Consider the following 24,229-nt stretch of genomic DNA (forward strand, 5'->3'; position numbering starts at 1 on the left):
GTGAGCTCCTTACAGGACGACTTGGACTTCGGCGGGCGGCGGCGGCAGCGTGATGTCTTCCGGCGCGCCACTGGCCTGCTGGCCGCTGGCGGTGGCCGCGATCGAGGCGGACACCCACTGGAAGTAGGTGGCGAAGCTGGAGCTGTCCATGGTTTCCAGACTGACCGTCTGGGTTGCGAACTTCTGCAGGTAGTCGGTCTTGGCCTTGGGCCCGGCAGCACAGGCAATGACCTCCGAGAACTTCATGCCTTTTATGCGACGCACTGCCTCATCGAACTCCATGAGGTCAGACGGTGAGCCATCCGTCATCACGAACAGCATCGGCCGGAAGTCGCCTTTCTGATCGGCGCTGGAGATCTTCACGTCGCGGTCAATCAGATCGCAGACATGATTCAGGGCTTCCCCCATGTGTGTGGCGCCTGAATTCGGCAGCTCGATATCTTCTACCTGCGCCGTTTCCAGCGGCTGCAGCGGCACCAGATCCTTCACCTTGTTATCGAAGGTGACGATCGACAGGTGCACGGTCTCCAGCGCATAGGGGTCCTGACGAAGGGCGGTCAGCATCGCTGACAGGCCAACATTCACTGACTGGATGGGCTCGCCGCGCATGGAGCCGCTGGAGTCGACCAGCAAATAGATCGGTAGACGTCGTTGCATGGTGACCTCGCTCAGTCTTTGGACAGGTTGATGACGTTGATTTCCTTCGGCGGCGGCGGCAGTTCACCCCCCACATCCCCGCCGCCGCCTTCGATGTTCTGACTGGTCATCGAGACGCTGGCGGAGACCCAGGCGAAGAAGGCGCGGATGGATTCGGCGCTGTTGCTGTCCAGCTGCACCACATCGGTAGCGAACGACTTCAAGTCATCGATGCTGGCGTCCTTGCCGGCGGCACAGCCGACCAGCTTGGCCAGGCTCACGCCCTTGATGGCCTTGATGCCCTTGGTCAGGGTGTCGGTCGATGCCCCGTCGGTGAAGACGAAGACCAGCGGGCGCCAGTCACCCTTGGTGTCTGCCGTGGTCTGCTTGACCTCGGCCTGAATGCGCTCGGCGGTCAGTGTCAGTGCCGCACCCAGTGCCGTCATGCCATCCGGCTTGAGCGTCGGGGCCTGGAAGGTCATCAGATCGGTCAGTGGAATGGTCTGGGTCGCCTTGCTGCTGAACTGGATCACCGACAGGTGCACGGTTTCCAGCGCGTGCGGGTCCTGGCGGAGCATATCGACCAGCCCGGCCAGTCCGTCATTGACGGCCTTGATCGGCTCGCCTGACATGGAATACGAGGTATCTGTGACCAAATACACGGGGAGTCGACGCATGAATCACCTCATTGTGAAGATGCGGCGCCGGGAGTGACGCCGCGGAGTGTCATTGGTAAACGGATTGCCACGGCGTGTAGCCGTCGGTGTCCGGGATGCCGCACTGCTGGTCATCACTGATCTTCTGCACAGCGATGTAGCGGCCCCAGGATTCGGTGTAGAGATCGAACAGCAACGTATCGGGCGGCACATCGAAGCCGCGCTTCTTGAGCGAACGCCGGACCTTGCCATTGCCTACCTTGACGTCCCATTCCATTGACGAGCTGTCCATCACCGGCTTCAGAAAACGCAGCACGCCTTCGAAGGTGCTGTGGGCATACTGGAGCGATTCGCAGGATTGACCCTCGTACTCGAGAGGGCTCACGTACTGGGGCAGCGGGTCGCGCGGAATCAGCACGGGGCTGGGGATGCCCGCGCAGCCGGTGAGTGTGGTCAGAAGCAGTGCACTGGAAATCAGAGAGAGTCGAGCCATCAGAGGTCCTCCAATCCAAGGCAGTGGCCTTCGCGCAGCCATTGATCGCTGGTGAGTGCCCCGACGGGGATACGCGCGGCATGGATGAAACGCACCGTGTCCTTGTCCACCTTCTCCAACCCATAGTGGTTTTGTAGGGAGCGGCTGCGGCCGATATCGCTATCGTGATTCTTGGCTATGTCCGACAGGGACAGGTTGGTGCTCTGCCACGCCGAGAGGTAGGCATAGTTCTCGGAAATATCCGTGGTCACATTGAACAGGTAGTGGGATTCCTGCTGCAGGGATTGCGCCAGGGAGGAATACACCTCATACAGCGTGGTGTTCTCCAGCAGGGTTTCGGTGCGTACCTGATAGCCATGATTACTGATGGAGTCGCCCCCGTCGTAAAATTGCGAGTTGGCGCAGGAAAAGCCGCTGCGTCGGGCCAGCTCGACATCCACGGCCACCGAGCCGGGTTTGACGGTCAGCGGGAAACGCTTGGTCCGGTAGCCATCCGCACTGACCATCACGTCATACCGCCCCGGCGACAGCGAGATACCATCGCGGTACTTGGGCCGGATGTTCATGATGCGCACCGTGGCATCGGCAGGCGACGTTTCGATAGTGAGCTGTCCTCGGGAGGGGGCTGCCTTGGCACGGGAGCTACCGGCCAGTGCTGCACCGGTCGACGCCGCTCGAATGCCGGCGGCCTGTGTCGGGGCAGCGGCTGCGGCCTCCTGCAACGCCTCCTGTGTGATGTTCTTGGCCACCTCGGTCGGTATGACACTGCCCACATCGTTATCCCCGAAGGCCCGCCCCCAGCGTTCTGCTACCGCTTGAGAGAGATCCTGCCCCGCCTGGACAGCGGCCTCCGCCAGCTCCCGACTCGCCCGCATGAGCCCTGCCCCTTGCAGCAGTGGCGACACCGCCAGAACGCTACACAGCAGCGCCACTTGCCGCTGCTGTCTCGTGAGAGGTAATCCCATCCCTGTCGTCCCCTTGCGAAAGTGCAGCTCCCCTGTAGAGCCGCGTCGTTGTTATAGGAAGCGCCGGGGGTAGACGCCGAGCAGCCTGATCAGCAGCACGGCGCCCTCCCCGTCATGCCGTCATACGTACTCCAGAATGAATTCCGTGGCTGTCGAGTAGATCGCGATGATCTTGCCCAGACCGGCAACCGCCAGAATGGCTTCGGACTGCCCCTCATACGCCAGAATGGCCATGTAAAGCGGGGCGATGACGAAAGGTGCCAGCACGACGCCCGTCACCAGGCGGCCGACATTGGTTCGGTAGCGCTCGCTCTTGTCTTCCAATACCACCTTCTTGAATTTGCTGATGGCCTTGTGGATCGCAATCAACACACAGAGCAGCGCGCTCACCTCCAGGAGTACGAACAGCAGCCCTTCGGTGTCGATGCCCTGTGCGCCCAGCACCTCCGTGGAGGTATCGAGTACCCAGCAGGCCACGGCGAATTCCGTCACTGAGCGCCCGACGCTGGTGTGCTCATCCAGTAGCCCTGACCAGAGACGGAAGAACCACAGGACGACCAGCGCCACGATGACGGCCTTGATTGCCACCTTGAGGCCGTAATAGGGATGGAGAATGCCGGATGTGCTGTCCTCAATGAACGAAGCCAACATGTACATGAGGCCTAGCCGCCAGCCCGTGGAAACGAAAACATCTGCCCAGGCATGCTTGTTCTCCGGCTTGTAGAGGAACCGGCAGGCAATGAACCAGAGGATGGCAAGAAAGACGATGGAACCCGGAGTAATGGAGTTCATGAGTGACCCTTGTCAGTAGTGGGCTGGCGATCAGGGGTCACTTGCGGCCTGCAGTCCAGTTGAAGCCGAAGCCATAGTGCTTGTCGGCCTGCTTGTGTCCCGGGAAGTAGTTCACTTCCTTGGAGATATTCAGGCTGCCGTTCTGGTTGTTGAGCATGGCGATGACGCAGAAGTTGCCCCCGCTCGCCGCGTCCAGACGCACCTCGACTTCCGGCTGATCCGGGGCCTTGAGCAGAATGCGGCCGTTGGCTTGCGCCCAGTTGGAGGCACCTTCGTAGATGAAGGCAAAGATCATGACGCGGTCGATCTCGCTCCAGTGATGGCCGTTGAGGTAGAGATTCTCACCACCGCTGGATTGGCCGGAACGGTCGTCGCCGTCGAGATGGATGTAGGGCTCACGCTCCAGGTTGCCGAAGGAGTTGCCCAGCGCCTGCACGACCCCGCCCTTGCCATTCTTGAGCTTGTACATGCAGCCCAGATCCAGATCGATCGCGCTGTTGCCGCCGCCAAGCAGGCTCTTCAGCAAACCACCGCTCTTGCCGTTGCCCTGCTCCCAGTTGAGATTGACGTGAATCTTGCCGAAGGAGCTGGATTTCTTCTCAAGCGAGATGGTCTCGCCTTTCTTCTCCAGCGTGATCTTGCTGAGATTGATCGGCTTGGCGGCAGGTGCTGGGGCCGGCGTCGGCTTGGGAGCGGGTTGCGGTGCAGGCTTGGGGGCTGGCTGCGGCGTCGCGGCAGGTGCGCTATCTCCGACCTCGATACCGAAGTGCTCGGCCAGTGGGCCCATGCCACCGGCAAAGCCCTGATCTACCGCCTTGACCTTCCAGGCCCCATTGCGACGATAAAGCTCCATCAGCATCAGAGATTTCTCAGGCCGGTTACCGGACTGCACCTGGAAGGTCACCTGCTGACCAGCGCCTTCCAGGGAAAAGCCGTAGCCTTGCGGCAGGACCGACAGCCCCTGCTCAACCGTGAAGACAAACACCACTTTTTCGACATGGGCGGGGAGCTTGGCCAGATCCACATCAAACCGACTGCCAGACACCTGGCGTACTGCGCCGGTCGGGTGAGTCGGCTGATTGTAGAAGATGAAGTCGGCATCACCCCGGGCCTTGCCGGACGCGTCCACCAAAATGGCGCTGGCATCGAGTGTGGCAGTGCCGGCGTTGTTGACCGTCAGATCAAAAATATACTGATGACCTGTCAGCGCCGTGTTCTGTCCGGAGACCAGTGTGGTTCCCATGAATGAAGCTCCTTGTCACGTCTGAATATGCGGTATCCCGGTCGGCAACATGACTGTCCCGCCCAGCCACCACTGTGAATAGCGTTTATCTAGTGTGTAATACGCCCTGAAGTGCTGAGAGTGATGCAGTATCAATTTCTCAAGGCTGACTACATATTAAAAACAACATTCCCGATATTCTACAGTTTATTCTTTTTCACCAGTCCATAAAAAACCCACACCATGATTGTGGGAGCGCTGGCGATAGAAAGGAAGGATATTTGTACCTGTCATAACGAACATCAGCCCCTTGCTGAGAACGACGACGAAACGCTCCTTTCTATTATGGGGACGCTATTGTTGCGGAAAATCGATAGCTCGCCTGCTATCGTCGTGATCCGCTGGGTTGCCGCTGCCTGCCAGCACGGGATGGCGGCCCGCTCGCGGGAACAACGGGGACATGGATAAGGTGAGTCAGGCAAGCCTTTGAGACTCAGTCGAGAAAAGCGAAAATCTCAAGGAAGACAAACGCTTGAATCAACACCTTCCACTCCCGGCACTGACGGACCATTTACCTCAGGGAAGACACAGACACCCTTGCTGGATGCTCCGCTGCGGCCACCCGCCCGACACGCTGCTTTCGCACCTTCGTTAAATCAGGGATTAATGGCCTGCATCCCCCGCCAGACAAGAGAAGAAGATCGAATACTGTGCAATCCGACACGGAGCAGGATGATGTTCACCTGACATTCATCTTACTTGTGAAACCAGTACTTTTATATTGACCTTCATCGCTTGTTCTACCCCTTGGAATAGATTGCCGCTTTTTTGTTTGAATCACCGAATATCGTATTGCCAGGCTTCGGTTTTACGGTACCCTGTGAACGACACCGTGAGTCATACGCTAACAACGAGGTGCAACATGCTGAACTCAATCGTCTCCCGAGCCAAAGAGTCATTCAACTCACTCAAGACCGAAGCCAAGAAATACAAGTCTGAAAGCTTCCTGAATGCCGCCATGGCTGCCAGCGCCATGATTGCCGTCGCCGACGGCACCATCTCCCGTGAAGAAAAGCAGAAGACCATCGCCTTCGTGCGCAACCACGAAGCGCTCAGCATCTTCGATCCGGCGGAAGTGGCTCGCAAGTTCAAGACCTACCTGGACTCGCTCGACCCGGCCAATCCGGACACCGATCCTGATCTGGCAGAAATCACCGCGCTCAACGACATCGGCAAGGTCAAGAAGAACGATGACCAAGCCCGCATGGTCGTGCGTCTGGCGATCGCCATCGGTGGCGCGGATGGCGACTTTGATGAAGACGAGAAGGCCAAGGCTTCTCTCATCGCGCGTGAGCTGGGTCTGGCACCCGCCGATTTCGGACTTTGAAGGGGTAACACCGCATGGACTTTGGATTTCCCGCAGAGGCCGTCACGGTCTTGCTCGTGGCAGTCGCAGCCTCGGTATGGGTTGACCTCTTCTCTCACCGCAACGCTGAAGAGGTAACGTTCAAGAACGCCCTCGGCTGGTCGGTTTTCTGGGTGGCGCTCGCGCTGGCCTTCTACGGGTACCTGAATGTCCGTTACTCCGAAGAGGCCGCAAGCCTGTTCCTGTCTGGGTACGTCCTCGAGAAAGCGCTCAGTGTCGACAACATGATGGTCTTTGTCGCCATCTTTGCGTCTTTCGGCATCAAGGGAATCATGCAGCACCGCATCCTGTATTACGGGATCATCGGGGCACTGGTCTTCCGCGCGATCTTCGTGGCCGCCGGGACCGCCCTATTCGGTGTCTCCCACTGGATCGAGCTGCTGTTCGCCCTGATCGTGCTGTGGACCGGCGTGAAGATGTTCACCGCCAACAGTGGCGATGAGGACTCCACGGAAGACTTCTCGGATCACTGGTCGGTTCGCTGGACCCAGAAAGTCATTCCGGTCTTCCCGCGCATGGTCGGCAAGCAATTCTTCGTCGGTAGTCAGCAGGCTGATGAAGTCGCCACCCGCGAGGGCATGACGCTGGCACAGAAGGCCCGTGTCTACGCCACCCCGGCACTGCTGTGTCTGGTGTGTATCGAGATCTCGGACATCATCTTCAGCTTCGACAGCGTGCCGGCCATCGTGGCCATCACCAAGGAGCCCTTCCTGGTCTACGCCTCTGTCATCTTCGCCATCCTCGGCCTGCGCAACCTGTACTTCATGCTGGCGGCTGCCGCGAAGTTCCTGGTGCATCTCGAAAAGGCCGTGGCACTGGTGCTGGTGTTCATCGCCGCCAAGCTCGGCGGGTCAGCCCTCGGCCTGTACCACATCGATCATCAAGTCAGCCTGCTGGTGGTGCTGGCACTGATCATCGGTGGCGTGCTCGCCAGTCTGGTCTTCCCGGGCAAGGAAGATGCCCAGACGGATCAGTCATAAGCGTTCCGGTATCCCCGCAAGGGGGTACTGGCAAGCATCCACCGGGTGCTTGCCAGTGCCTCTCCACCGGCACTGACCCCCAATCACAGGAGTTTTTTCATGATCGATCTGAGCAAAGGCAGCCGCATCAATCTGGCGAAAGAAGCCGAAGGCGCGACCAAGTTCACTCTGGGCATGGGCTGGGATGCACGTATCACCGATGGCGCAGACTTCGACCTTGATGCGTCTGCCCTGATGCTGGATGCCGCTGGCAAGCCGGTGGGTGCCGAGAAATCCCTGGTCTTCTACGGCAACCAGACTTCCCCGTGTGGCGGCGTGACCTCCACCGGCGACAACCTGACCGGCGAAGGTGACGGCGACGACGAAAGCATCATCGTCGACACCACCAAGATCGACGCCGCCGTCGAGAAGATCGTGGTCGTCGTGACCATTCACGAAGCCGATTCCCGCGGTCAGAACTTCGGCATGGTCGACAACGCCTTCATCCGCATCCTGCAGGACGGCAAGGATGAGCCGGTCGCGCGCTACGACCTGACCGAAGACTATTCCGCTGAAACCGCCGTCATCTTCGGTGAGCTGTACAAGAAGGACGGTGACTGGCGCTTCGTCGCCAAGGGCGACGGCTTCGCCGGTGGCCTGGCGGCCTTCCTGAAAGGCTACGGCCTGCAGTAAGCCAGACAGGGCAGGCGCGCTGACTGGCCGCCTGCCCTCCTCGCAAGACCTGAAACCTCTCTACTCAGTGCAATACAGGACGACTGACCCATGGCTATCTCTCTTTCCAAAGGCGGCAACATCTCCCTGAGCAAGGAGTCTCCGGGCATCTCGCGCATTCAGATCGGTCTGGGCTGGGACAGCCGAGTGACCACCGGTGCCGACTTCGATCTCGACGCCAGCGTGTTCGTGCTCAACGCCGAAGGCAAGTGCCGCAACGATCACGACTTCATCTTCTACAACAACCTGAAATCCGCTGACGGCTCCATCGAGCACACCGGTGACAACCGTACCGGTGAAGGCGACGGTGACGACGAAGCCATCCTGGTAGACCTGTCCAAGGTGCCGGCCGATGTCGACGCCATGGCCGTTGCCGTGACCATCCACGATGCGCAATCCCGTGGTCAGAACTTCGGTGGTGTCGAGAATGCGTTCGCCCGCATCGTCAACCTGGAGACCAACCAGGAAGTGGTTCGCTACGACCTGTCCGAGGACTACTCCACCGAAGACGCGATGATCTTCTGTGAAGTCTATCGCCGCAACGGCGAGTGGAAGTTCAAGGCCATTGGCCAGGGCTTCTCCAACGGCCTGGCGGGTCTGGCCGCCAAGTATGGCCTCACCGCCAGCTAAGCGGCGCTGACTCCCTGATGGCGGGGGCATTCGTCCCCGCCTCTTTTCCCGGGCCAGGAGCCTGTATGTCGAATCATTCCAAACTGCGTGCTGATCTTCTCAGTGCGGCAGAAGGCGCTTTCTGGCTGGTGACCACGTGGAGCAGCTTCTGGCTGGGCTTCAACGGCCATCCCGTCTGGTGTCTGGTGCCACTGATCCTCGCCACGCTCGTGGTCGCCGCCACCTTCCTGCACCGCCCGTGGGCTATCACGCTCAGTCGGTATCGCGCGCGACTCAGCCGCACGGAAATGCTGTGGCACGTGCTGGTCATCCCCATGGCCTTGGCCATCCCGATCTGGATGCTTCTGGAAAGCTTGTTTGGCCGACTTACAACGTCGTTCCAACTGGTTCTGGTGGCCGCTCTCAGCATCTCTGGCTGGTGCGTCTACCTCATGACCATCGGCATCAAGCGAACTTTCCAGAGACTCCGACGCCGTGATAGCGCGGCAGCGTGACGCACAATTTATCGTCGCTGCACGCAAGAAAAAGTCGCAAACCTCGCTCTCGTGCAAAAAGAGTCGCGACCTCACCTTCTTATCAGGAAATGGACGAATGACATCCTCGACACTCACCAAGCAGATCGACATTGCCGCCGGGCGTTTGGACCTGTCACTCACTGAGGGAGCGGAGCGACTCGACGAGCTGCTGACATTCGCGTCTCGACTCAACCCGCGCCGGGGCTACCTCTTCGTCTCCAGGGTGCTGGGCAAGCATGTGCCTGTCCTGCCGTCCAAGATGGATGCTATTCATGCCGAGCTGGCGGACACCCTCTGCCTGGCCGGCAAGATCCCCTTCGTGGTGGGCATGGCGGAAACCGCCATTGGCCTCGGAGCGGGCGTAGCCCGGCATCTCGGTCGCCGCACGACGCTGGCCGTGTACCAGCACACCACGCGTTTTCTGGTGCCGAAGCCGTGGCTGCGCATTCGCGAGGCGCACTCCCACGCCGACACCATGCACATCGCTCACCTGAATGATGAGTCTGCGGCGCTGGCGGCCGAGTCCCGTGACCTCGTGCTGGTGGACGATGAAATCTCGACCGGCAAGACGCTCGCCCAACTGGCCCGAGAGCTGCTGAATACCGAGCTGCTGGTCCATGTCACGGACCTGCACATCGTGTCGTTGGTGAGCTGGCTGACCGATGAGGCCCGTGCCGCCCTGCTGGCGGAATTGCCGTCACATGTCGAGGTGCATTTCGTCCAGCTGATGGCCGGCACCTTCACCTTCACTCCCGATCCCGACTACCGGGCCGAGCTGCCCGAACATGTAGATACCGACTTCTGCGCGACGCTGGTCGCTGAAGGCCGCCCGACCGCCCCCCTGCCCATCGAGCAGGATGGTCTGTTCGGCAAGGTACTCGGTCTCGACGATGAGCCGTGGCCAGCGGGTATACGCGAGTGCCAGGCGCTTTACTCAGAGCTGAATCGCGATCCCGAGACCACGGGCCCGCTGGCCGTGTATGGCATGGGCGAATACCTGGATGCGCCCTTCCGTCTCGCCCTGGCACTTGAGTCCCTGGGCCATGACGTGCGCTTCCAGAGCTCGACTCGCTCCCCGATAGCCGTCGGGGATGATATTGCCGCCAAGCTCGACATGCCGGCCCTTGGTCAGAGCGGCCGCGACGGCAAGCGCCACTTCCTCTACAACCCGGACGCCAAACGCCATCCGCTGGCCTTCAGCGGCACCGGTGAGCCCGCGATGCATGCCGCCCTTACCAGCGCGCACTGGGCCTATAGCCGCACCATCAGCGCCAAGGTCGAGGAGAACGCGTGATGTCAGGACGCCTGATCGTACTCACCGACCTGGACGACACCCTGTTCGCCAGCGAGCGCTCCCTGCCCACCGGTGCCGAGCGCGCCCGGATGGTAGCCGTGGATGGTGAGGGCAGACCGCTCTCTTACCAGACCCCTCAGCAACAGCGTCTGTGGAACATGTTCCGCGCCGAGGCCGACATCATCGTGCCGGTCACCGGGCGTACCAGCTATGCGCTGGATCGGGTGAGTCTCGACTTTGACGCCGAGTACTCGGTGGTCAGCCATGGTGCCCTGCTGCTGCAGCATGGGCAGGTGATACCGCAATGGCAGTCACGGCTGGCCAGCGAGCTGGACACCGCCAAGCGCAACATCGGGCTGGCTCGCCAGGCGCTGGCCGCTGTGGTGGCCGAGGAATTCCCGGCGACCACGCTGAGCCTGCGAGAGCTGAGTGACCTCGAGGTGCCGGTCTACCTGTCGATCAAGGCCCCCGACTTCCTGCCGCCGGGCTTGCATGACCGCCTGGTGGCCGTGGCAGAGGCGCACGACCTGTCACTGCATCGCAATGCGCGCAATGCCGCCCTGCGCCCCAGCTACACCTGCAAGGCCGCGACCTGCGACTACCTGCTGGAGCATGTGCTGCAGCGGCAACCCCAGGACACCGTGATCGCGCTGGGTGACAGCCTGTCCGACCTGAAATTCATGGCCGCCAGCGACATGGCGGTGATCCCGACCCGTAGCCAGATCTGGCATCAGCTCAAGGAACTCGCCCAATGACGACGATGGCCCCCACAGCACCGTTGCATGGCTCATACCAGCCTGCCGATTGCCGTTTCCTGCTGACACCGATCGAGGGTCAGTTCCTCTCGGTCGAGGAGAAGGAACGCCGCATCCAGTCGGGAGAAGCCCACTACAGCGAGATGATTCATCGCGAGCCGGCACCGAGTGCCGACTACCTGACCCTGTTCGAGACGCTGTGTGAGCGTTATGCGCCGCGTCTGGCCAGTGAAGTCCGCCAGCTGGCGGTCCAACTGCTGCTGGATTACGGCCGCAGTGACGAGCCGCTGGTGCTGATCAGCCTCGTGCGGGCCGGCACCCCGGTGGGCGCGCTGCTGCGCCGCGCGCTGGTCGACCATGAAGGCCAGGCCGCCGAGCATTACAGCGTGTCGATCATCCGTGACCGGGGCATCGACCATGCCGCGCTGGACTACCTGCTGGATGAGGTGGGCGTGGCCGCGCGCCGGATCGTGTTCGTGGATGCCTGGACCGCCAAGGGGGTCATCACCGGCGAGCTCAAGCGCGACATCAACCGCTACAACGCCAACCGCAAGGCCCGGCACAAGAGCACGGTCCCGGCGCGACTGGCCGTGGTCTCGGATATCGGGGGAACCGCGGACTACGCGGCGACCTACGAGGACTATGCGATCCCGTCAGGCATCCTGAATGCGACCGTCTCCGGCCTCGTGTCGCGCTCGGTGCTCAATGATCAGGTGCCGTCAGGCGCGTTCCATGGCTGCGTGGTCTATGACGAACTGGCGGAGCATGACCAGTCCCAGGCCTTCATCGAGCGCGTTGCGGCCCATCTCGGGGAATTCACGACGCCGGATGAAATGGCGATCGCCGAGAATGAGCGCCTGCGTCAACAGACCCTCATGGGCGAGATGCTCAAGCAGATCCGCAAGGATTACGCCGTCGACGACATCAATCACATCAAGCCAGGCATTGCCGAAGCGACCCGCGTGATGCTGCGCCGTGTCCCGGCCCTGCTGATGGTGCGCGATACCCAGCACCCCGACGTCGAGCACCTGATGTTGCTGGCAGCGGAAAAATCCGTCCCGGTCGCCGTGCGCCCCGAGATGCCCTTCCACGCCTGCGCGCTGATCAAGGCCATGACGCATGAGGTGGCGCATGACTGACTGCCTCTATGGATCACTCGGCGCCTCACTCTACGTGCCGGCGACGCACAAGCAGCTCGACAGCATTCTGCGTGAGGGCTGCCACCATGCTCGCTCGCTGATCATCTGCACCGAAGATGCCGTGGCCGAAAGCGATGTGACATGGGCCGTGCACCGCCTGCTCAAGGCATTGAAGGCGGCTCCCCACGATGTCCCGCACCTGCGCTTCGTGCGCCCCCGCTCACCGGCCGTACTGGCCACCCTGCTGGCGGCCCCCGAGGCCATGGCTCGCCTGGATGGTGTCGTGATCCCGAAATTCGATGGCCAGACCGCCGGCGAATGGCAGGCCGTGCTGGATCATGCGCCGAAGCTGGCGGTCATGCCGACCCTCGAGACGGCTGCCATGTTCCGCGACACCGGTGCCGATGCTGTCCTGTGCGCCCTCCAGAAGCTTCATAACCCGGTCATCGCGCTGCGTATCGGCGCCAACGACTTGCTGGGCACCCTGGGAATCAAGCGTCAACCGGGGCAGACCGTCTATGACACCCCGCTGCGCGGCACCCTGGAGCGCATCGTCACCACCTTCCGCCCTGCCGGGTACGAGCTGGCAGCACCGGTGTGTGACCTGATCGATGAGCCGGAAACGCTGGGGCGCGAACTGGCCCAGGACATTGCGTGGGGCTTCTACGCCAAGACCTGCATTCACCCGACGCAGATTGACGTCGTGGAAGCGCACTTCACCCGTGCGCTCTCCCGCCAGCAAGATCAGGCGAACGCCCTGCTGCATGCGGACGCCGCCGTCTTCCGACATGAAGGACAGATGCTCGAGAAGACGTGTCACGGAGGGTGGGCACGCCGCGTGTCCTCCCTGAAGCTGAAGGCCATTAGCTGACAAGGACTGAACATGATCAATCTGAGCAAGGCAGACGAAACGGCCACGATCGACCTGACCAAGGGCAGCAACGAGCTACTCGTACAAGCCCAGTGGACAGATAACGGCGATGGCCAGGACAACGATGATCTGGACCTCCGTTGCTCCATCCTCATGCCGGATGAGCTGCAGTATCTGGTGGACGGTGCCTACCCGGGCAGCCTGACCGAACTGCCGTTCGTGAAACACCATGGTGACGTGCAGAGCGCCAGCCTCGATGCGCCGGGCGAGGAGCGCATCACCGTCGCCCGCGACATTGCCAAGCGCATGGGCGGCCCGGTCGCGCTGTGCTTCAGCGTCTACTCCGCGCTGGCCAATGGCGCCGTGGCCGTGGCCACCCTGCGCCCGCGCATGACCATGAGCTTTGGCAGCCAGAAGGTGGTCTGTGAATACGACTTCACCAAGGACCCCGGTGCCAATGTCGACGGGATCTACACCTACGTGATCGGCTACGCCATCGTCACCGAGGACGAAGTCATTCTGGCCCCGTCCGGCAAGACCGCCAGCCCTGGCACCGAAAACACCGCCTGGTTGTCCTGGCACGGCACGTCGATCGACCTGAACCTGAACGGCCCTGCCGTGTTCAAGGGCGCTCAGGCGAGTCAGGCAGCCAAGTACAACGCGAAGAACAACATCACCAAGCGCTTCGCCAATATTCCCGATGCCGGCGCGAAGAAAGGCCTGTTCGGAAAGCTCTTCAGCTGATTCACCGGGGCCGCCGGCGGCGGCCTCTTCTTCCACTGCCGCCTCAGGCGCGCAATACAGCAAAGGAAACAGACACTCATGGCTATCAATCTTTCCAAGGGTCAGCGCATCAGCCTCGCCAAGGATGACGGCACGAAGCTCGATTACATCGAGATCGGCGTGAACTGGGGCGCGATCGAAAAGAAGGGCTTCTTCGGCAAGAAGAACGTTGCCGTGGACCTGGATGCCTCAATCGGCATGTTCGATGCCAACGGCAAGAGCACGGACATCGTCTACTTCGGCAACCTCAAGTCCAAGTGTGGCTCCATCAAGCACAGTGGCGATGACCGTACCGGCGACACCGGTGGCGATGACGGCAAGGACAACGAAGTCATCCAGATTGACCTGATGCGCGTGCCGAAGGAAGTCAATCACCTGGCGGTGGTGCTGAATTCCTTCAGTCAGCAGAAGTTCGACGCCATCCCGTTCGCCAACGCCCGTATCCACAATGGTCGCGCTGGCCAAGGCGACGTGTTCGCCAAGTTCGATGTGTCCAACGACAAATCCTTCTCCGGCCGCGTCAGCATGATCCTGGGCAGCGTCTATCGTCATGGCAACGACTGGAAGTTCCGTTCCATCGGCGCCGCTATCGATGCACGTGATCTGAAATCTACCCTGCAGACCTTTGCCAGCGACTACATCAGCGCGTAATCACCACTGTCAGGGAGGATGGGTCAGCCGCGGCGGCTGGCCCATATGACAATGAACAAGACTCCACCACCTTGGGATGAGGTGCCGCTGTACGTTCGCTACTTCCAGGGCTTGCCCATCTGCGAAGAGCGCAAGGACGCACTGTCTGCACTCCAGAAAGTCTGGCAAGGGGAAGAGCTGGTTGCTTGGGTCAACGCTTGGGCCTGCGATGAAGACTGGCGCCGCGCACGGGACAGTATTCGGGCATACCGCTACAAGTCACGGCATCACCTGACCCGCGCCAATATCGATCAAGCCACCAAGTCGATACTGGAGCAACGTGCTCGCGCACTCGGCCTCCCCCTTTGGCAATACGTGCAGAACCTGGGATTGAATGAAGAAACGCTGGAACAGCTGGAGCAGCGAGCGAACTGCGAGCGCAAGGATAAATCTCCACAGGCTTGAGGTGCGGGGCGAAGGCCCCGGGCCTTCTTTCATGCCACTCTTCGCCCGCTATCAGTTTTCTTGAGATGCCATGGAGGGCTATACGAGTGAAACTTCAAAAGTTCAGGGAGACAAGACCACCTGTCACACGACAAGAGGCCGAGCGACAGCCCGTTGGCAGCGCTCGTTGTCGGTATGGCTCAAGGATGGTGTCGGGGCTCAGCAGAGCCTGAGCACCTGCAAGCGGAAAGGCCCATCAGGTCTGACCGAAGTCAGTACCAGAAATCTCTGAAACTACACACCGAAACGAACAACTTTTCAGAGCTCACCTCCACTGCAGCGCACTGCAGGAAACAGGCAAGTCAGTTGACTGTTCCCTGCAACGGCTCGAAGTGAACATCACTGAATCCTTGTATCAATTCACCAGTACGCTTCACGGGCCATTTCCTCGGGTTCCATCCACCCCATAAGAAAAATGCATACCCTCCGATAACACTCACCCCCTACTTAGGTCCCATGCCTCGCTCCCATAATGGCCACGATATACAACCGTGCTAATGGAGAGATGCCTGCATGTCCCTGACCAATGCCCTGTCCGATGCGCTGCCGCTGACCCTGAGCGAGTCGCCGCTGTCACTGAACCTGATCACCGCCGAAGGCCTGGAGCCGGTCAGCCCGCTGTGGCTGCGCGAGCGCACCCAGGACCCGGAGCAGCTCGATGAGGTGACCACCCAGCGTCTGTTCGATTCGCATGCCATCGACGTCAACCTCGAGCTGACCGCGGCGCGCCCGGTCGATGAGACGCACGTGGAATTCACCTTCAGTGACGGGCATTGCGAGGTGTATGACCTCACCATGCTGGCGCATGAACTGCAGGGCATCACGCCGTTCCCCAAGCCCGAGAGCTGGGATGCGAGCATCGATCAGCAGGCGCAGCGCGTCGACTGGGAGAAGATGGGCAACAATGAGGACTTCCAGAAGGCATTGAAGGCCTATCTGCGCTTTGGCTACATCATCGTGCAGAACGTACCGACCGATCCGGAGCGCATTCTGGAAGTGGCCGGTCACTTCGGCTACGTGAAGGACACCAACTTCGGCAGCTACTTCGAGGTGTACTCGCGCCCGACGGGCAATGACCTGGCCTACCGCAGCGTGGCGCTCGGGCCGCACACCGACAACCCGTATCGTGATCCGGTGCCGGGCATCCAGATGCTGCATTGCCTGGTCAACGAGACCACCGGTGGCCTGTCCACGCTGGTCGACAGCCTCAATGCGCTCAAGCAGCTCAAGGCCGAGATGCCGGAAGGCTATGAACTGCTGCGCACCACGCCGGTCGGCTTCCGCTTCCTGGACGCCGGTACCGAGCTGACCACGCGTCGCTGCGTGATTCGCGAGAACTCCGATGGTGAGCCCATCGGCGTCAACTACAGCCCGCGCCTCGATCACCTGCCGCACATGTCGCTGGAAAACACTCGCCGCTACCATCAGGCCCGCCAGCGTCTGGGGCAGCTGTTCCAGGACCCGGCCAACGAGATTCGCTTCCAACTCGAATCCGGAGAGCTGATGATGTTCGACAACACCCGCGTGCTGCATGGCCGTACGGCGTTCGACACCAATGAGGGGCACCGCCACCTGCAGGGCTGCTACATGGACAGCGATGGCCCGCGTGAGCGCTTCGCCACTACCCTGATGCGTCAGCGTCAGCAGCAGGCACAACAAGAAAACCGTGAGGAAATGGCGTAATGGATCAGGTTTCATTCACCCAGATGAAGGACGGCACCGCAGAAGACTATGCGTTGCTCGAGCGTCTTGAAGACCAGTTCAATGAAGGGCTGGTGGAGCGCCTCAAGCTTGCCCTGCGCAAGCTCGATGATGGCCTGAGCGGCTACAAGGTCAGCCGTCTGGAGCATTCCCTGCAGTCGGCGGCGCGCGCAGAGGCCGATGGCGCCGATGACGACCTGGTCGTCGCCACCCTGCTGCATGATCTCGGCGATGAGCTGGCGCCCTACAATCACTCGCAGCTGGCCGCCGCCATCATTCGCCCGTACGTGCGTGCCGAAGTGACCTGGATCATCCATCACCATGGCCTGTTCCAGAAGTTCTACTACGGTCACTTCTACGGCGAGGACCGCAACGAGCGCGAGATCTACAAGGACCACCCCTGGTATCAGAAGTGCGTGGATTTCTGCGAGCGTTATGATCAGGCGGCCTTCGATCCCAACTACCCGACCCCGCCGCTGGAGCACTTCGAACCGGCACTGCGTCGCGTCTTCGCGCGCAAGCCCTTCGATCCGGACGTGATCGGCGAAGAGCCGGCCGGCGGTTTCGACAGCCGCGTCTGAGCATGTGAAGGCGGGTGCGTGAAACGCGCCGGACCTGCTCGGCTCCCCCGCTTGACCATTGCCCCCACTGGCCCGCCCAGTGGGGGCAATCTGGTTTGTGGGCGTTGCGTTGAGTGCTTCACGTCAACAAGGGGTTGAACCTCGCCACTCAACCTTCATCATCATTGGCTAACGTCAACGTCAATGAAGGCGGTGCCGGTACGGCCGTCTTTCCCTCGCGGATCATCCCCCCTTCCCCAACCCGACAGGCAGACGCATGGAACATCTCTTCATCTACGGTCCACTGGGCCCCGGCGGCCTCAACGAACATATCATCGCCAATATCGATGGCGAATGGAGCTCGGCCTATCTACGCGGCCGACTGGAAAACACCGATCACGGCGATGAGCACAACTTCCCGGGGCTGGTCGTCGACAACACGGGCCAGGTGATACGCGGCCACGTGTTCTCCTCGGCGCAATTGCCCGAGCATTGGGATGCCCTCGATGACTTCGAGGGTCCCATCTATCAGCGCACCGTCACCACCGTCATTCTCGATGACAACCGTGAACTCGAGGCCTATGTCTACGCCCTGCCGCAGTGAGACTCACGAGTGGCACGGATAGCGATTGCTGGCTCGTGGCAAGAGATGGATGGATCGTGGCTAGTGATGGATTGATCGTGGCAAGTGATGAATGGCGGCCCGCCGCCTTACGCCCGGATGGAGTAACATTGCCCTTCGGGCGATGCATGGCCAGTCAGCGCCAGCGTCCTCATTCATGCATCACAAGGGAGATTCCTCATGCAGCTTGAAGGTTCCTGCCACTGCAAGGCCGTCACATTCCAGCTCGAATCGCCGCACCCCTATCCGTATCAGCGCTGCTATTGCTCGATCTGTCGCAAGACGGCGGGCAGCGGTGGCTACGCGATCAACCTGGCGGGCGATGCCAACACCCTGCAGGTGGAAGGCCGGGACAACCTCTCCATCTATCACGCGGTGACTGACGGGGTCGAAAGTCCGGCGGAACGCCACTTCTGCAAGCGCTGCGGCAGTGCGCTGTGGCTCTACGATGCCCGCTGGCCGGAGCTGATCCATCCTCAGGCGGGGGCGATCGACACCCCGCTGCCCGTGCCGCCGGAACATGTCCACATCATGCTCGACAGCAAGGGCAACTGGGTGGAAGTCGCGCACGAAGCGCGTGATGCTCATCACGCCGAGTATCCTGAAGAGAGCATTGCCGCCTGGCATGCGCGGATTGCCGAGCGCGACACCGACTGATATCGGCGGCGCGTCAATCAGGACCAGCAACGCCATCGATCAGGATCCGATGCGACGCTGGTCAGGATCCGTTGCGACCTCATGGCCTGATCCGCCGGGCTGAGCGTTGATGTCATTCGCTGCGTCGCGTATAAGTGCCGCCTATACAAGGCGGCACTCCTGTTCGTATCCGGTGATCCTTGGCTGATGCCTTCTCATGCCTCATCCAGGCAATCTCCCGAGCCATCAGCCAGGCCATCATCCAGGCCAAAACAGTACGACAGGAGCGCCGCGACAGCGCATCACAGTGAGGACTCTCGTGCCGGCCCGAAAGACAAGCTCCCCAGCGCCGCTGGAAAGCGCAAGCCCTCTGGATGACCTGCCCTCCCTGCGCGGGCTGGTCGCCTTTGACGTGACGGTCCGCCTGGGGTCGATGACGGCCGCCGCCAGTGAGCTGGATACCACCCAGCCCACCATCTCCCAGCGCATCCGCGCGCTGGAGGAGCACCTGGGCCATCCGCTGTTCGATCGCCAGGGCGGCCGGCTGATCCTCAACCACTACGGCGAGAGCTTCCATGCCGAACTGGCAGGCGGACTTGGCAAGGTATGCAGCGCCGTCACGGAAGCACGTCGCAAGGTGCACAAGCCGACGCCGCGCATCACCATCGCCGCGGGCGCCGGTTTCGCGCATGTCTGGCTGCGCCCACGCCTGGAGCGGCTGGAACAGGACTTTCCCGACTGTCACTTCACGCTGCTGCCGATCGATCGCGATGAAGACCCGCAGATGCAGCAGGCCGACATCGCGATCCGCTTCGGCCCGCCGCTGACGGGCGATCATCGCGATACGCTGGTGGTCGCGGAGCGCGCCTTCCCGGTCTGCTCCCCGGACTACGCCCGACGTCATGGGCTCGAGAAGGGGCTGGATGCCGAAGCGCTGTCGCGCATCACCCTGCTGCATCTGGACATGCGCGATACCCGCTGGCTGGACTGGGCCACCTGGTGTCGCCACGCGGGGCTGCCGGTGCCGCGCCTCGACAAGGCCTTCCCCTACAACAACTTTCCGCTGACGCTCAATGCTGCCGTCAATCATCAGGGCGTCGCGCTGGGCTGGAGCCACGTCATCCAGGACCTGCTCGACAACGGCTCGCTGATCGCCCTGACGCCGCATATCTCGCGGGACCGCCACGGCTATCGCATGAGTGTCCGCCATCCCAACAGTGCCGTGATCCAACCGATCACCCGCTGGCTGACACGCGAATTTTCCGGCCTCGAGATTCCGGGGCCTACCTCAAGGCAGCCGTGAACGGCCGCAAGCCCTCGCTCCGTCCGGCGCGCGCCGCCGAGACAGGCTTCTCCCCCGACGAACGACAGAGACTCCCATGCAGCATCTATTCATCTACGGCACCCTCGGCCCGGGCGGCCCCAACGAACACGTCATGCTCGACATTGGCGGCAGCTGGACACCCGGCACCCTCAAGGGCCGCCTGGAGGCAGCTGGCTGGGGGGCTGAGATGGGCTTTCCGGGGCTGAGACTGGATGAGGCGGGCGACACCATCCGCGGTCACGTCTTCTCCTCCGACAACCTGGCCGATCACTGGCAGGCGCTGGATGATTTCGAAGGCAGCGAATACCTTCGCCAGCCGGCCACGATCACGCTGGAAGATGGCAGCACCCTGACGGCACAGGTCTACGCGCTGAGCCAGCCGTAAGCTGCTCCATGAACTGTTTCATGAACTGCTCCATAAGCTGATCAGTGCGCTGATGCCAGGCGTCGCTGCCTGAGTGTCGAGGTCTGAGCGCTGATGCCCGGCGTCGAGGTCTGAGCGCCGATGCCTGAGCGCCGAGGTCTGAGCGTCAATGCCTCGGCGCGCTACAGCGCCACCTTCAGATACTCCAACACCCGTCTGGCGCGCGCCGAGAGCGGCCATTCCGCTCGCGTGAGCAACCATAGGGTATCGACCACCTCCGTGCTGCCCTCAGGCGGTGGCACCACCCGGATGGCCTGATGATCAGGGAAGGCCTCGCGGGCATGGCGCGGCACGACGCTGAAGCCCAACCCACGGGCGACCGGCTCCAGAATCAGGCTGATCTGGTTGGTGGAGCCACTGCGCGGCAGTGAGCTGATGCCCGGATTGCCCGGGAAGCGCCGACTCAACAGGCGCGAGGCCATGTCCTGACCATCCGGGTGATCAATGAAGCCCAGTGTCTCGAGATCCCCCCAGTCATGGATCTCGACTCCCGCCGGCACCACCAGCTCAAGGGGCTCACGCGCCCACTCCGTCACGCTCAGGCGCGGGTCATCCGGCTTGAGCGTGACGATCCCCAGCTCGAAGCGATTCTCCAGCACGGCCTCCACCACCTCGCGCGTCGGCGCGAAGCGATGGTGGACATTGAGGCCCGGCGACTCCTGCTGAAGCGCCAGCAAGCGCGGATAGATCGCCAGGCCAATGCTGCCCGGCGTGATCAGCCGAATGTCGCCATGACTGTCTTCATTGCCCGCCAGCCGCAGGGTCAGGCGCTGCTCGGCGGTTTCCATCTCACGCGCGAAATCCAGCAGAGCATGGCCGGCCGGCGTCAGTTCGATCTTGCGCGGATGACGGATCAACAGCGTGCCAAGTCGGGTTTCCAGCTGGCGCACATGCTGACTGACGGCGGCCTGGGTCAGATCGAGCCGCTCTGCGGTGCGCGTGAAGTTGCCGACACTCACCAGGGTGCGAAAGGTGCGTAGCCATTGGGGTTGCAGCATTCAAGCTCCTGGGGGCTGGAAGGATCAGGGGGCAGAGTCAGGAAGTCAGCGTCAGAGGAGTAGCATCAGCAAGACTGCGACGGTGAACCCCTACCGCAATAAGAAAGTCTTATCATTATCATAACAGCTACGTAGTTTTCATTATTGCTCATGACGCCCAAGATGGCTTCCAACGTCACGCAGGCAGTGACCGAGCCATTTCCTTCACGACTCACATATCGAGGTGACTCATGAGCAACGAAAAGAACACACCGTATCCGCGTACCTTCTCCCACATCGGCCTGTCCGTCGGTGATGTGGAAGCCGCGGTCAAGTTCTACACCGAAGTGCTGGGCTGGTACGTGGTGATGGAGCCGACCACCATCACCGAAGATGACTCCGCCATCGGCGTGATGTGCAGCGATGTCTTCGGTCCGGGCTGGGGCAGCTTCCGCATCGCCCACCTGTCCACCGGCGACCGTATCGGTGTCGAGATCTTCGAATTCCCGAACCACGAGACGCCGGAAAACAACTTCGAGTACTGGAAGACCGGCATCTTCCACTTCTGCGTCCAGGACCCCGACGTCGAAGGTCTGGCCGAGCGCATCGTCGCCGCCGGCGGCAAGCAGCGCATGCCGGTACGCGAGTACTTCCCGGGTGAGAAGCCGTTCCGCATGGTCTACATGGAAGACCCGTTCGGCAATATCCTCGAGGTCTATAGCCACAGCTATGAAATGACCTACGCCGCCGGTGCCTACCAGAACTGAGCACGGCCGCAGACGTCAGATACAGCAAGGCCCCGCCATGGCGGGGCCTTGCTGTATCTGACATTCATGCTCGAGACATCCCGACAGGAACCTCGAGAGCAACACACGATGACTTTCGTTGGGCGAGCTCACTAAAAGCCCACCCGCTCACGCCTCAGTGGATGACGGGCATGCTGCGCACACGACGGTAAAGACTCTGACTGGCGAGTTCCGGACTGAGCAAGGCAATCCGTGCCTTCTGCACTGCAAGCTCACGTTGCAACAACGACCAGGTGCCGATGAACTCGGCACACTCACCACAGTGCACCAGGTAATCATCAGAGCGCTCATGATATTGGTAATCCATGCTCAGGCAGTTACATACCGGGCAGGACAGAACGGCGTTGGCTTTCTCATCCATGATTCGATTCCCTGGAGCCACACTGATTGAATTCACGGCAATGATCACACGCGTTCAGGTAACCATTACGGGTGTGAACATCCCTCATACTCTGTAAAACCCGCTGAACTCACACTATCCATGATGTGATATCTGTACAACTCTCACTTGTGGGCGACATTTCTCGAAACGTTAACCAGTGGTAACTTGCTGGCGTGTTCAGCACGTTGATCTCATCGCGACTCGCCAGTCACCATGACCACGACGAACACCCCGATAGCAAATCACTTCTCCATGATTACACAGCGATACGCAAGACTACATTCGCTGACCGATGACGTGCCGGCTTCAGACTCGCGAAACCGCAAGGCGCGCATGTCCTGCAGGTTCTGTCGCCAAACGGGCATGAAAAAACCCACCCTGGAGGGTGGGTTTTACGTGAATCCCTTCGGCTGTCACCGCCAGCAGATCATTTCATCTTGCGCGCCGAATCATCCTGCTCGATACGGGTCAGTAGCTTGTCAAAGACGCCAGTCGCCAACAGCACAAAGGTGACGGCCAAGCCAAGCCCCATCCAGATAGCGATATTGCTCATTGTCCCTTACCCCTGCTGTTTTCTTGGTTTTTTCAGCCCTTCTGCGACGCAATATGGCGTAAATTCAATGTTTGTACAACATTTGATCATGAAAATATCGACCGCCGTCTGGCGCTGAGACTGCCGGTGCCATTCCAGACCTTTGACCGGCGTCATCACACTGCCAACGGCCATGATTTGAGCAATCGCTCAACAACGGGTAGTCTTGCGTCATGAAGAAAGTGACGCGGGCTTGCCAGCGCTGATTCCCTGGCGCTGATCCGCTGGCACTGCCCCCCTGACGCTACCCGTCGGTCGGCTACCTCGCTTCGCGCCCACTGCATGTCTGAAATATCACCCCAGGAGTCATCATGTCTGACACGACCTTTCCCGACGTACTGGTATTCGACGTCAACGAGACACTGCTCGACATCACCACTCTCTCGCCGTTGTTCTCACGCGTGTTCGGTGATGAAAGCGTGTTGCGCGAATGGTTCGCACAGCTGGTGCTGTACTCGCAGACCATGACGCTCTCACAACGCTATACCCCTTTCGGGGCGCTCGGCGTGGGCACCCTCAAGATGGTCGCCGACATCCATCAGGTCAGACTCGCGGATGACGATATCGAGGAGCTCAAGTCGCGCATGGCCGAGATGCCGGCCCATCCCGATGTCGCCCCGGCGCTTGAGCGCCTCAAGCAGGCTGGTTTTCGTCTGGTGACGCTGACCAATTCCCCCGCAGGCGCCTCCCCGAAGCCGCTGGAGAAGGCCGGTATCAGCGAGGCCTTCGAGCAGCATTTCAGCGTCGACAGCGTCAAGCAGTTCAAGCCGGCACCGGCCACCTATCAGCATGTCGCCGAGCAGCTCGACGTCGAACTGGCCGACATGTGCATGATCGCCTGCCATGTGTGGGACACCATCGGTGCCCAGGCCGCCGGGATGCAGGGCGCCCTGCTGACGCGCCCGCACAATGCCGTGCTGCCCGCCGAGAATGTCCCGACCCCGGACTTCATCGCCGCGGAGCTGATGACCCTGGCGGACCAGCTGATCGCGGCCAGAGAGGCCTGAGCGAGCACTGGCCTCTGAGCTCTCTTTCTAGACTCTCTTTCCAAACTCTCTTTCCAAGCTCAGTTTCTCAGCTCTGTCTCTGAGTGCTGCCTCGTAAATAAACGCCGCTCGCCCATTCGGGTGAGCGGCGTTGCTGTGCCTGCCTTCCTGTTCGCCCTCTCCACCATCTCGCCGTTCGATCAGCCGCCGCACATGG

The 24,229-nt window shown here is 61.1% G+C and carries 29 protein-coding genes; 20 read left to right on the forward strand and 9 right to left on the reverse strand.

Annotation, left to right across the window (positions count from 1 at the left end):
• Positions 1-9 precede the first annotated feature (9 nt).
• The 6 genes from QD356_RS08050 to QD356_RS08075 all read right to left on the reverse strand — a co-directional run bounded on the left by QD356_RS08050 (position 10) and on the right by QD356_RS08075 (position 4,785).
• Positions 10-657 carry a VWA domain-containing protein gene (locus QD356_RS08050; RefSeq protein WP_192837714.1) on the reverse strand — a complete coding sequence of 216 codons (648 nt, stop codon included), beginning with the start codon at positions 655-657 and terminating at the stop codon, positions 10-12.
• 11 nt (positions 658-668) lie between these two features.
• The gene (locus tag QD356_RS08055; RefSeq protein WP_192837713.1) at positions 669-1,313 is read right to left on the reverse strand and encodes a VWA domain-containing protein; all 645 of its coding nucleotides are present in this window, start codon (positions 1,311-1,313) and stop codon (positions 669-671) included.
• Positions 1,314-1,362: 49 nt separating this feature from the next.
• The gene (locus QD356_RS08060) at positions 1,363-1,785 is read right to left on the reverse strand and encodes a hypothetical protein (RefSeq protein WP_192837712.1); all 423 of its coding nucleotides are present in this window, start codon (positions 1,783-1,785) and stop codon (positions 1,363-1,365) included.
• On the reverse strand, positions 1,785-2,660 hold the full coding sequence (locus tag QD356_RS08065; RefSeq protein WP_192837711.1) for a carboxypeptidase-like regulatory domain-containing protein: 876 nt from the start codon (positions 2,658-2,660) through the stop codon (positions 1,785-1,787). Before QD356_RS08065 ends, QD356_RS08060 begins: the two co-directional genes overlap by 1 nt.
• Before the next feature lie 210 nt (positions 2,661-2,870).
• On the reverse strand, positions 2,871-3,542 hold the full coding sequence (locus QD356_RS08070; RefSeq protein ID WP_192837710.1) for a hypothetical protein: 672 nt from the start codon (positions 3,540-3,542) through the stop codon (positions 2,871-2,873).
• Positions 3,543-3,579: 37 nt separating this feature from the next.
• Positions 3,580-4,785, reverse strand: a complete 1,206-nt coding sequence (locus QD356_RS08075) for a TerD family protein (RefSeq protein WP_192837709.1) — start codon at positions 4,783-4,785, stop codon at positions 3,580-3,582.
• 901 nt (positions 4,786-5,686) lie between these two features.
• Between QD356_RS08075 and QD356_RS08080 the strand changes: the two genes are divergently transcribed.
• From QD356_RS08080 to QD356_RS08165, 18 genes are all read left to right on the forward strand, one after another.
• Positions 5,687-6,151, forward strand: coding sequence for a TerB family tellurite resistance protein (locus tag QD356_RS08080; RefSeq protein ID WP_192837708.1), 465 nt, complete (start codon positions 5,687-5,689; stop codon positions 6,149-6,151).
• Between the two features lie 14 nt (positions 6,152-6,165).
• A complete protein-coding gene (locus QD356_RS08085) occupies positions 6,166-7,170 on the forward strand; it encodes a TerC/Alx family metal homeostasis membrane protein (RefSeq protein ID WP_192837707.1) in 1,005 nt (334 codons plus the stop codon).
• Positions 7,171-7,269: 99 nt separating this feature from the next.
• Positions 7,270-7,842 carry a TerD family protein gene (locus tag QD356_RS08090; protein ID WP_192837706.1) on the forward strand — a complete coding sequence of 191 codons (573 nt, stop codon included), beginning with the start codon at positions 7,270-7,272 and terminating at the stop codon, positions 7,840-7,842.
• Between the two features lie 90 nt (positions 7,843-7,932).
• Positions 7,933-8,511, forward strand: coding sequence for a TerD family protein (locus QD356_RS08095; RefSeq protein ID WP_192837705.1), 579 nt, complete (start codon positions 7,933-7,935; stop codon positions 8,509-8,511).
• Positions 8,512-8,576: 65 nt separating this feature from the next.
• Positions 8,577-9,005, forward strand: a complete 429-nt coding sequence (locus tag QD356_RS08100) for a hypothetical protein (protein WP_192837704.1) — start codon at positions 8,577-8,579, stop codon at positions 9,003-9,005.
• A 97-nt stretch (positions 9,006-9,102) separates the two neighbouring features.
• The gene (locus QD356_RS08105; RefSeq protein ID WP_192837703.1) at positions 9,103-10,320 is read left to right on the forward strand and encodes a phosphoribosyltransferase domain-containing protein; all 1,218 of its coding nucleotides are present in this window, start codon (positions 9,103-9,105) and stop codon (positions 10,318-10,320) included.
• Complete coding sequence (locus QD356_RS08110) at positions 10,320-11,075, forward strand: hypothetical protein (protein ID WP_192837702.1); 756 nt, start codon at positions 10,320-10,322, stop codon at positions 11,073-11,075. Before QD356_RS08105 ends, QD356_RS08110 begins: the two co-directional genes overlap by 1 nt.
• Positions 11,072-12,214 carry a cysteine protease StiP family protein gene (locus QD356_RS08115; RefSeq protein WP_225996332.1) on the forward strand — a complete coding sequence of 381 codons (1,143 nt, stop codon included), beginning with the start codon at positions 11,072-11,074 and terminating at the stop codon, positions 12,212-12,214. The genes QD356_RS08110 and QD356_RS08115 overlap by 4 nt, the downstream gene beginning before the upstream one ends.
• On the forward strand, positions 12,207-13,085 hold the full coding sequence (locus QD356_RS08120; protein ID WP_192837701.1) for an aldolase/citrate lyase family protein: 879 nt from the start codon (positions 12,207-12,209) through the stop codon (positions 13,083-13,085). The genes QD356_RS08115 and QD356_RS08120 overlap by 8 nt, the downstream gene beginning before the upstream one ends.
• Before the next feature lie 12 nt (positions 13,086-13,097).
• Positions 13,098-13,829, forward strand: coding sequence for a hypothetical protein (locus tag QD356_RS08125; RefSeq protein WP_192837700.1), 732 nt, complete (start codon positions 13,098-13,100; stop codon positions 13,827-13,829).
• A 78-nt stretch (positions 13,830-13,907) separates the two neighbouring features.
• Positions 13,908-14,519 (forward strand): TerD family protein, encoded by a 612-nt coding sequence (locus QD356_RS08130; RefSeq protein WP_192837699.1) that lies wholly within the window; start codon positions 13,908-13,910, stop codon positions 14,517-14,519.
• Positions 14,520-14,570: 51 nt separating this feature from the next.
• Positions 14,571-14,963 carry a hypothetical protein gene (locus QD356_RS08135; RefSeq protein WP_192837698.1) on the forward strand — a complete coding sequence of 131 codons (393 nt, stop codon included), beginning with the start codon at positions 14,571-14,573 and terminating at the stop codon, positions 14,961-14,963.
• A 552-nt stretch (positions 14,964-15,515) separates the two neighbouring features.
• Entirely contained in the window at positions 15,516-16,685 is a 1,170-nt protein-coding gene (locus QD356_RS08140) for a TauD/TfdA family dioxygenase (protein ID WP_054556214.1), read from the forward strand.
• Positions 16,685-17,284, forward strand: coding sequence for an HD domain-containing protein (locus tag QD356_RS08145; RefSeq protein ID WP_192837697.1), 600 nt, complete (start codon positions 16,685-16,687; stop codon positions 17,282-17,284). The genes QD356_RS08140 and QD356_RS08145 overlap by 1 nt, the downstream gene beginning before the upstream one ends.
• A 256-nt stretch (positions 17,285-17,540) precedes the next feature.
• Positions 17,541-17,867 (forward strand): gamma-glutamylcyclotransferase family protein, encoded by a 327-nt coding sequence (locus tag QD356_RS08150; protein ID WP_192837696.1) that lies wholly within the window; start codon positions 17,541-17,543, stop codon positions 17,865-17,867.
• Positions 17,868-18,065: 198 nt separating this feature from the next.
• A complete protein-coding gene (locus QD356_RS08155; protein WP_192837695.1) occupies positions 18,066-18,542 on the forward strand; it encodes a GFA family protein in 477 nt (158 codons plus the stop codon).
• A gap of 298 nt (positions 18,543-18,840) precedes the next feature.
• On the forward strand, positions 18,841-19,824 hold the full coding sequence (locus QD356_RS08160) for a LysR substrate-binding domain-containing protein (protein WP_165873978.1): 984 nt from the start codon (positions 18,841-18,843) through the stop codon (positions 19,822-19,824).
• A 76-nt stretch (positions 19,825-19,900) separates the two neighbouring features.
• Entirely contained in the window at positions 19,901-20,230 is a 330-nt protein-coding gene (locus QD356_RS08165; RefSeq protein ID WP_153636169.1) for a gamma-glutamylcyclotransferase family protein, read from the forward strand.
• Positions 20,231-20,391: 161 nt separating this feature from the next.
• On the opposite strand, the gene QD356_RS08170 is transcribed toward QD356_RS08165, so the two are convergent.
• On the reverse strand, positions 20,392-21,267 hold the full coding sequence (locus QD356_RS08170) for a LysR family transcriptional regulator (protein ID WP_192837694.1): 876 nt from the start codon (positions 21,265-21,267) through the stop codon (positions 20,392-20,394).
• Positions 21,268-21,497: 230 nt separating this feature from the next.
• Between QD356_RS08170 and QD356_RS08175 the strand changes: the two genes are divergently transcribed.
• Positions 21,498-22,013 carry a lactoylglutathione lyase family protein gene (locus QD356_RS08175; protein WP_043333918.1) on the forward strand — a complete coding sequence of 172 codons (516 nt, stop codon included), beginning with the start codon at positions 21,498-21,500 and terminating at the stop codon, positions 22,011-22,013.
• A 154-nt stretch (positions 22,014-22,167) separates the two neighbouring features.
• On the opposite strand, the gene QD356_RS08180 is transcribed toward QD356_RS08175, so the two are convergent.
• Together QD356_RS08180 and QD356_RS08185 are read right to left on the reverse strand one after the other, a co-directional pair.
• A complete protein-coding gene (locus QD356_RS08180) occupies positions 22,168-22,413 on the reverse strand; it encodes a hypothetical protein (protein ID WP_043333917.1) in 246 nt (81 codons plus the stop codon).
• A 448-nt stretch (positions 22,414-22,861) separates the two neighbouring features.
• Positions 22,862-22,987 (reverse strand): hypothetical protein, encoded by a 126-nt coding sequence (locus QD356_RS08185; protein WP_263643033.1) that lies wholly within the window; start codon positions 22,985-22,987, stop codon positions 22,862-22,864.
• A 350-nt stretch (positions 22,988-23,337) separates the two neighbouring features.
• On the opposite strand from QD356_RS08185, the gene QD356_RS08190 reads away from it, so the two are divergent.
• Positions 23,338-24,033, forward strand: coding sequence for a haloacid dehalogenase type II (locus tag QD356_RS08190; RefSeq protein ID WP_192837693.1), 696 nt, complete (start codon positions 23,338-23,340; stop codon positions 24,031-24,033).
• Positions 24,034-24,229: the final 196 nt, after the last annotated feature.

The organism is Cobetia sp. 2AS, assembly GCF_029846355.1.
GTDB classification, from domain to species: Bacteria; Pseudomonadota; Gammaproteobacteria; order Pseudomonadales; family Halomonadaceae; genus Cobetia; species Cobetia amphilecti.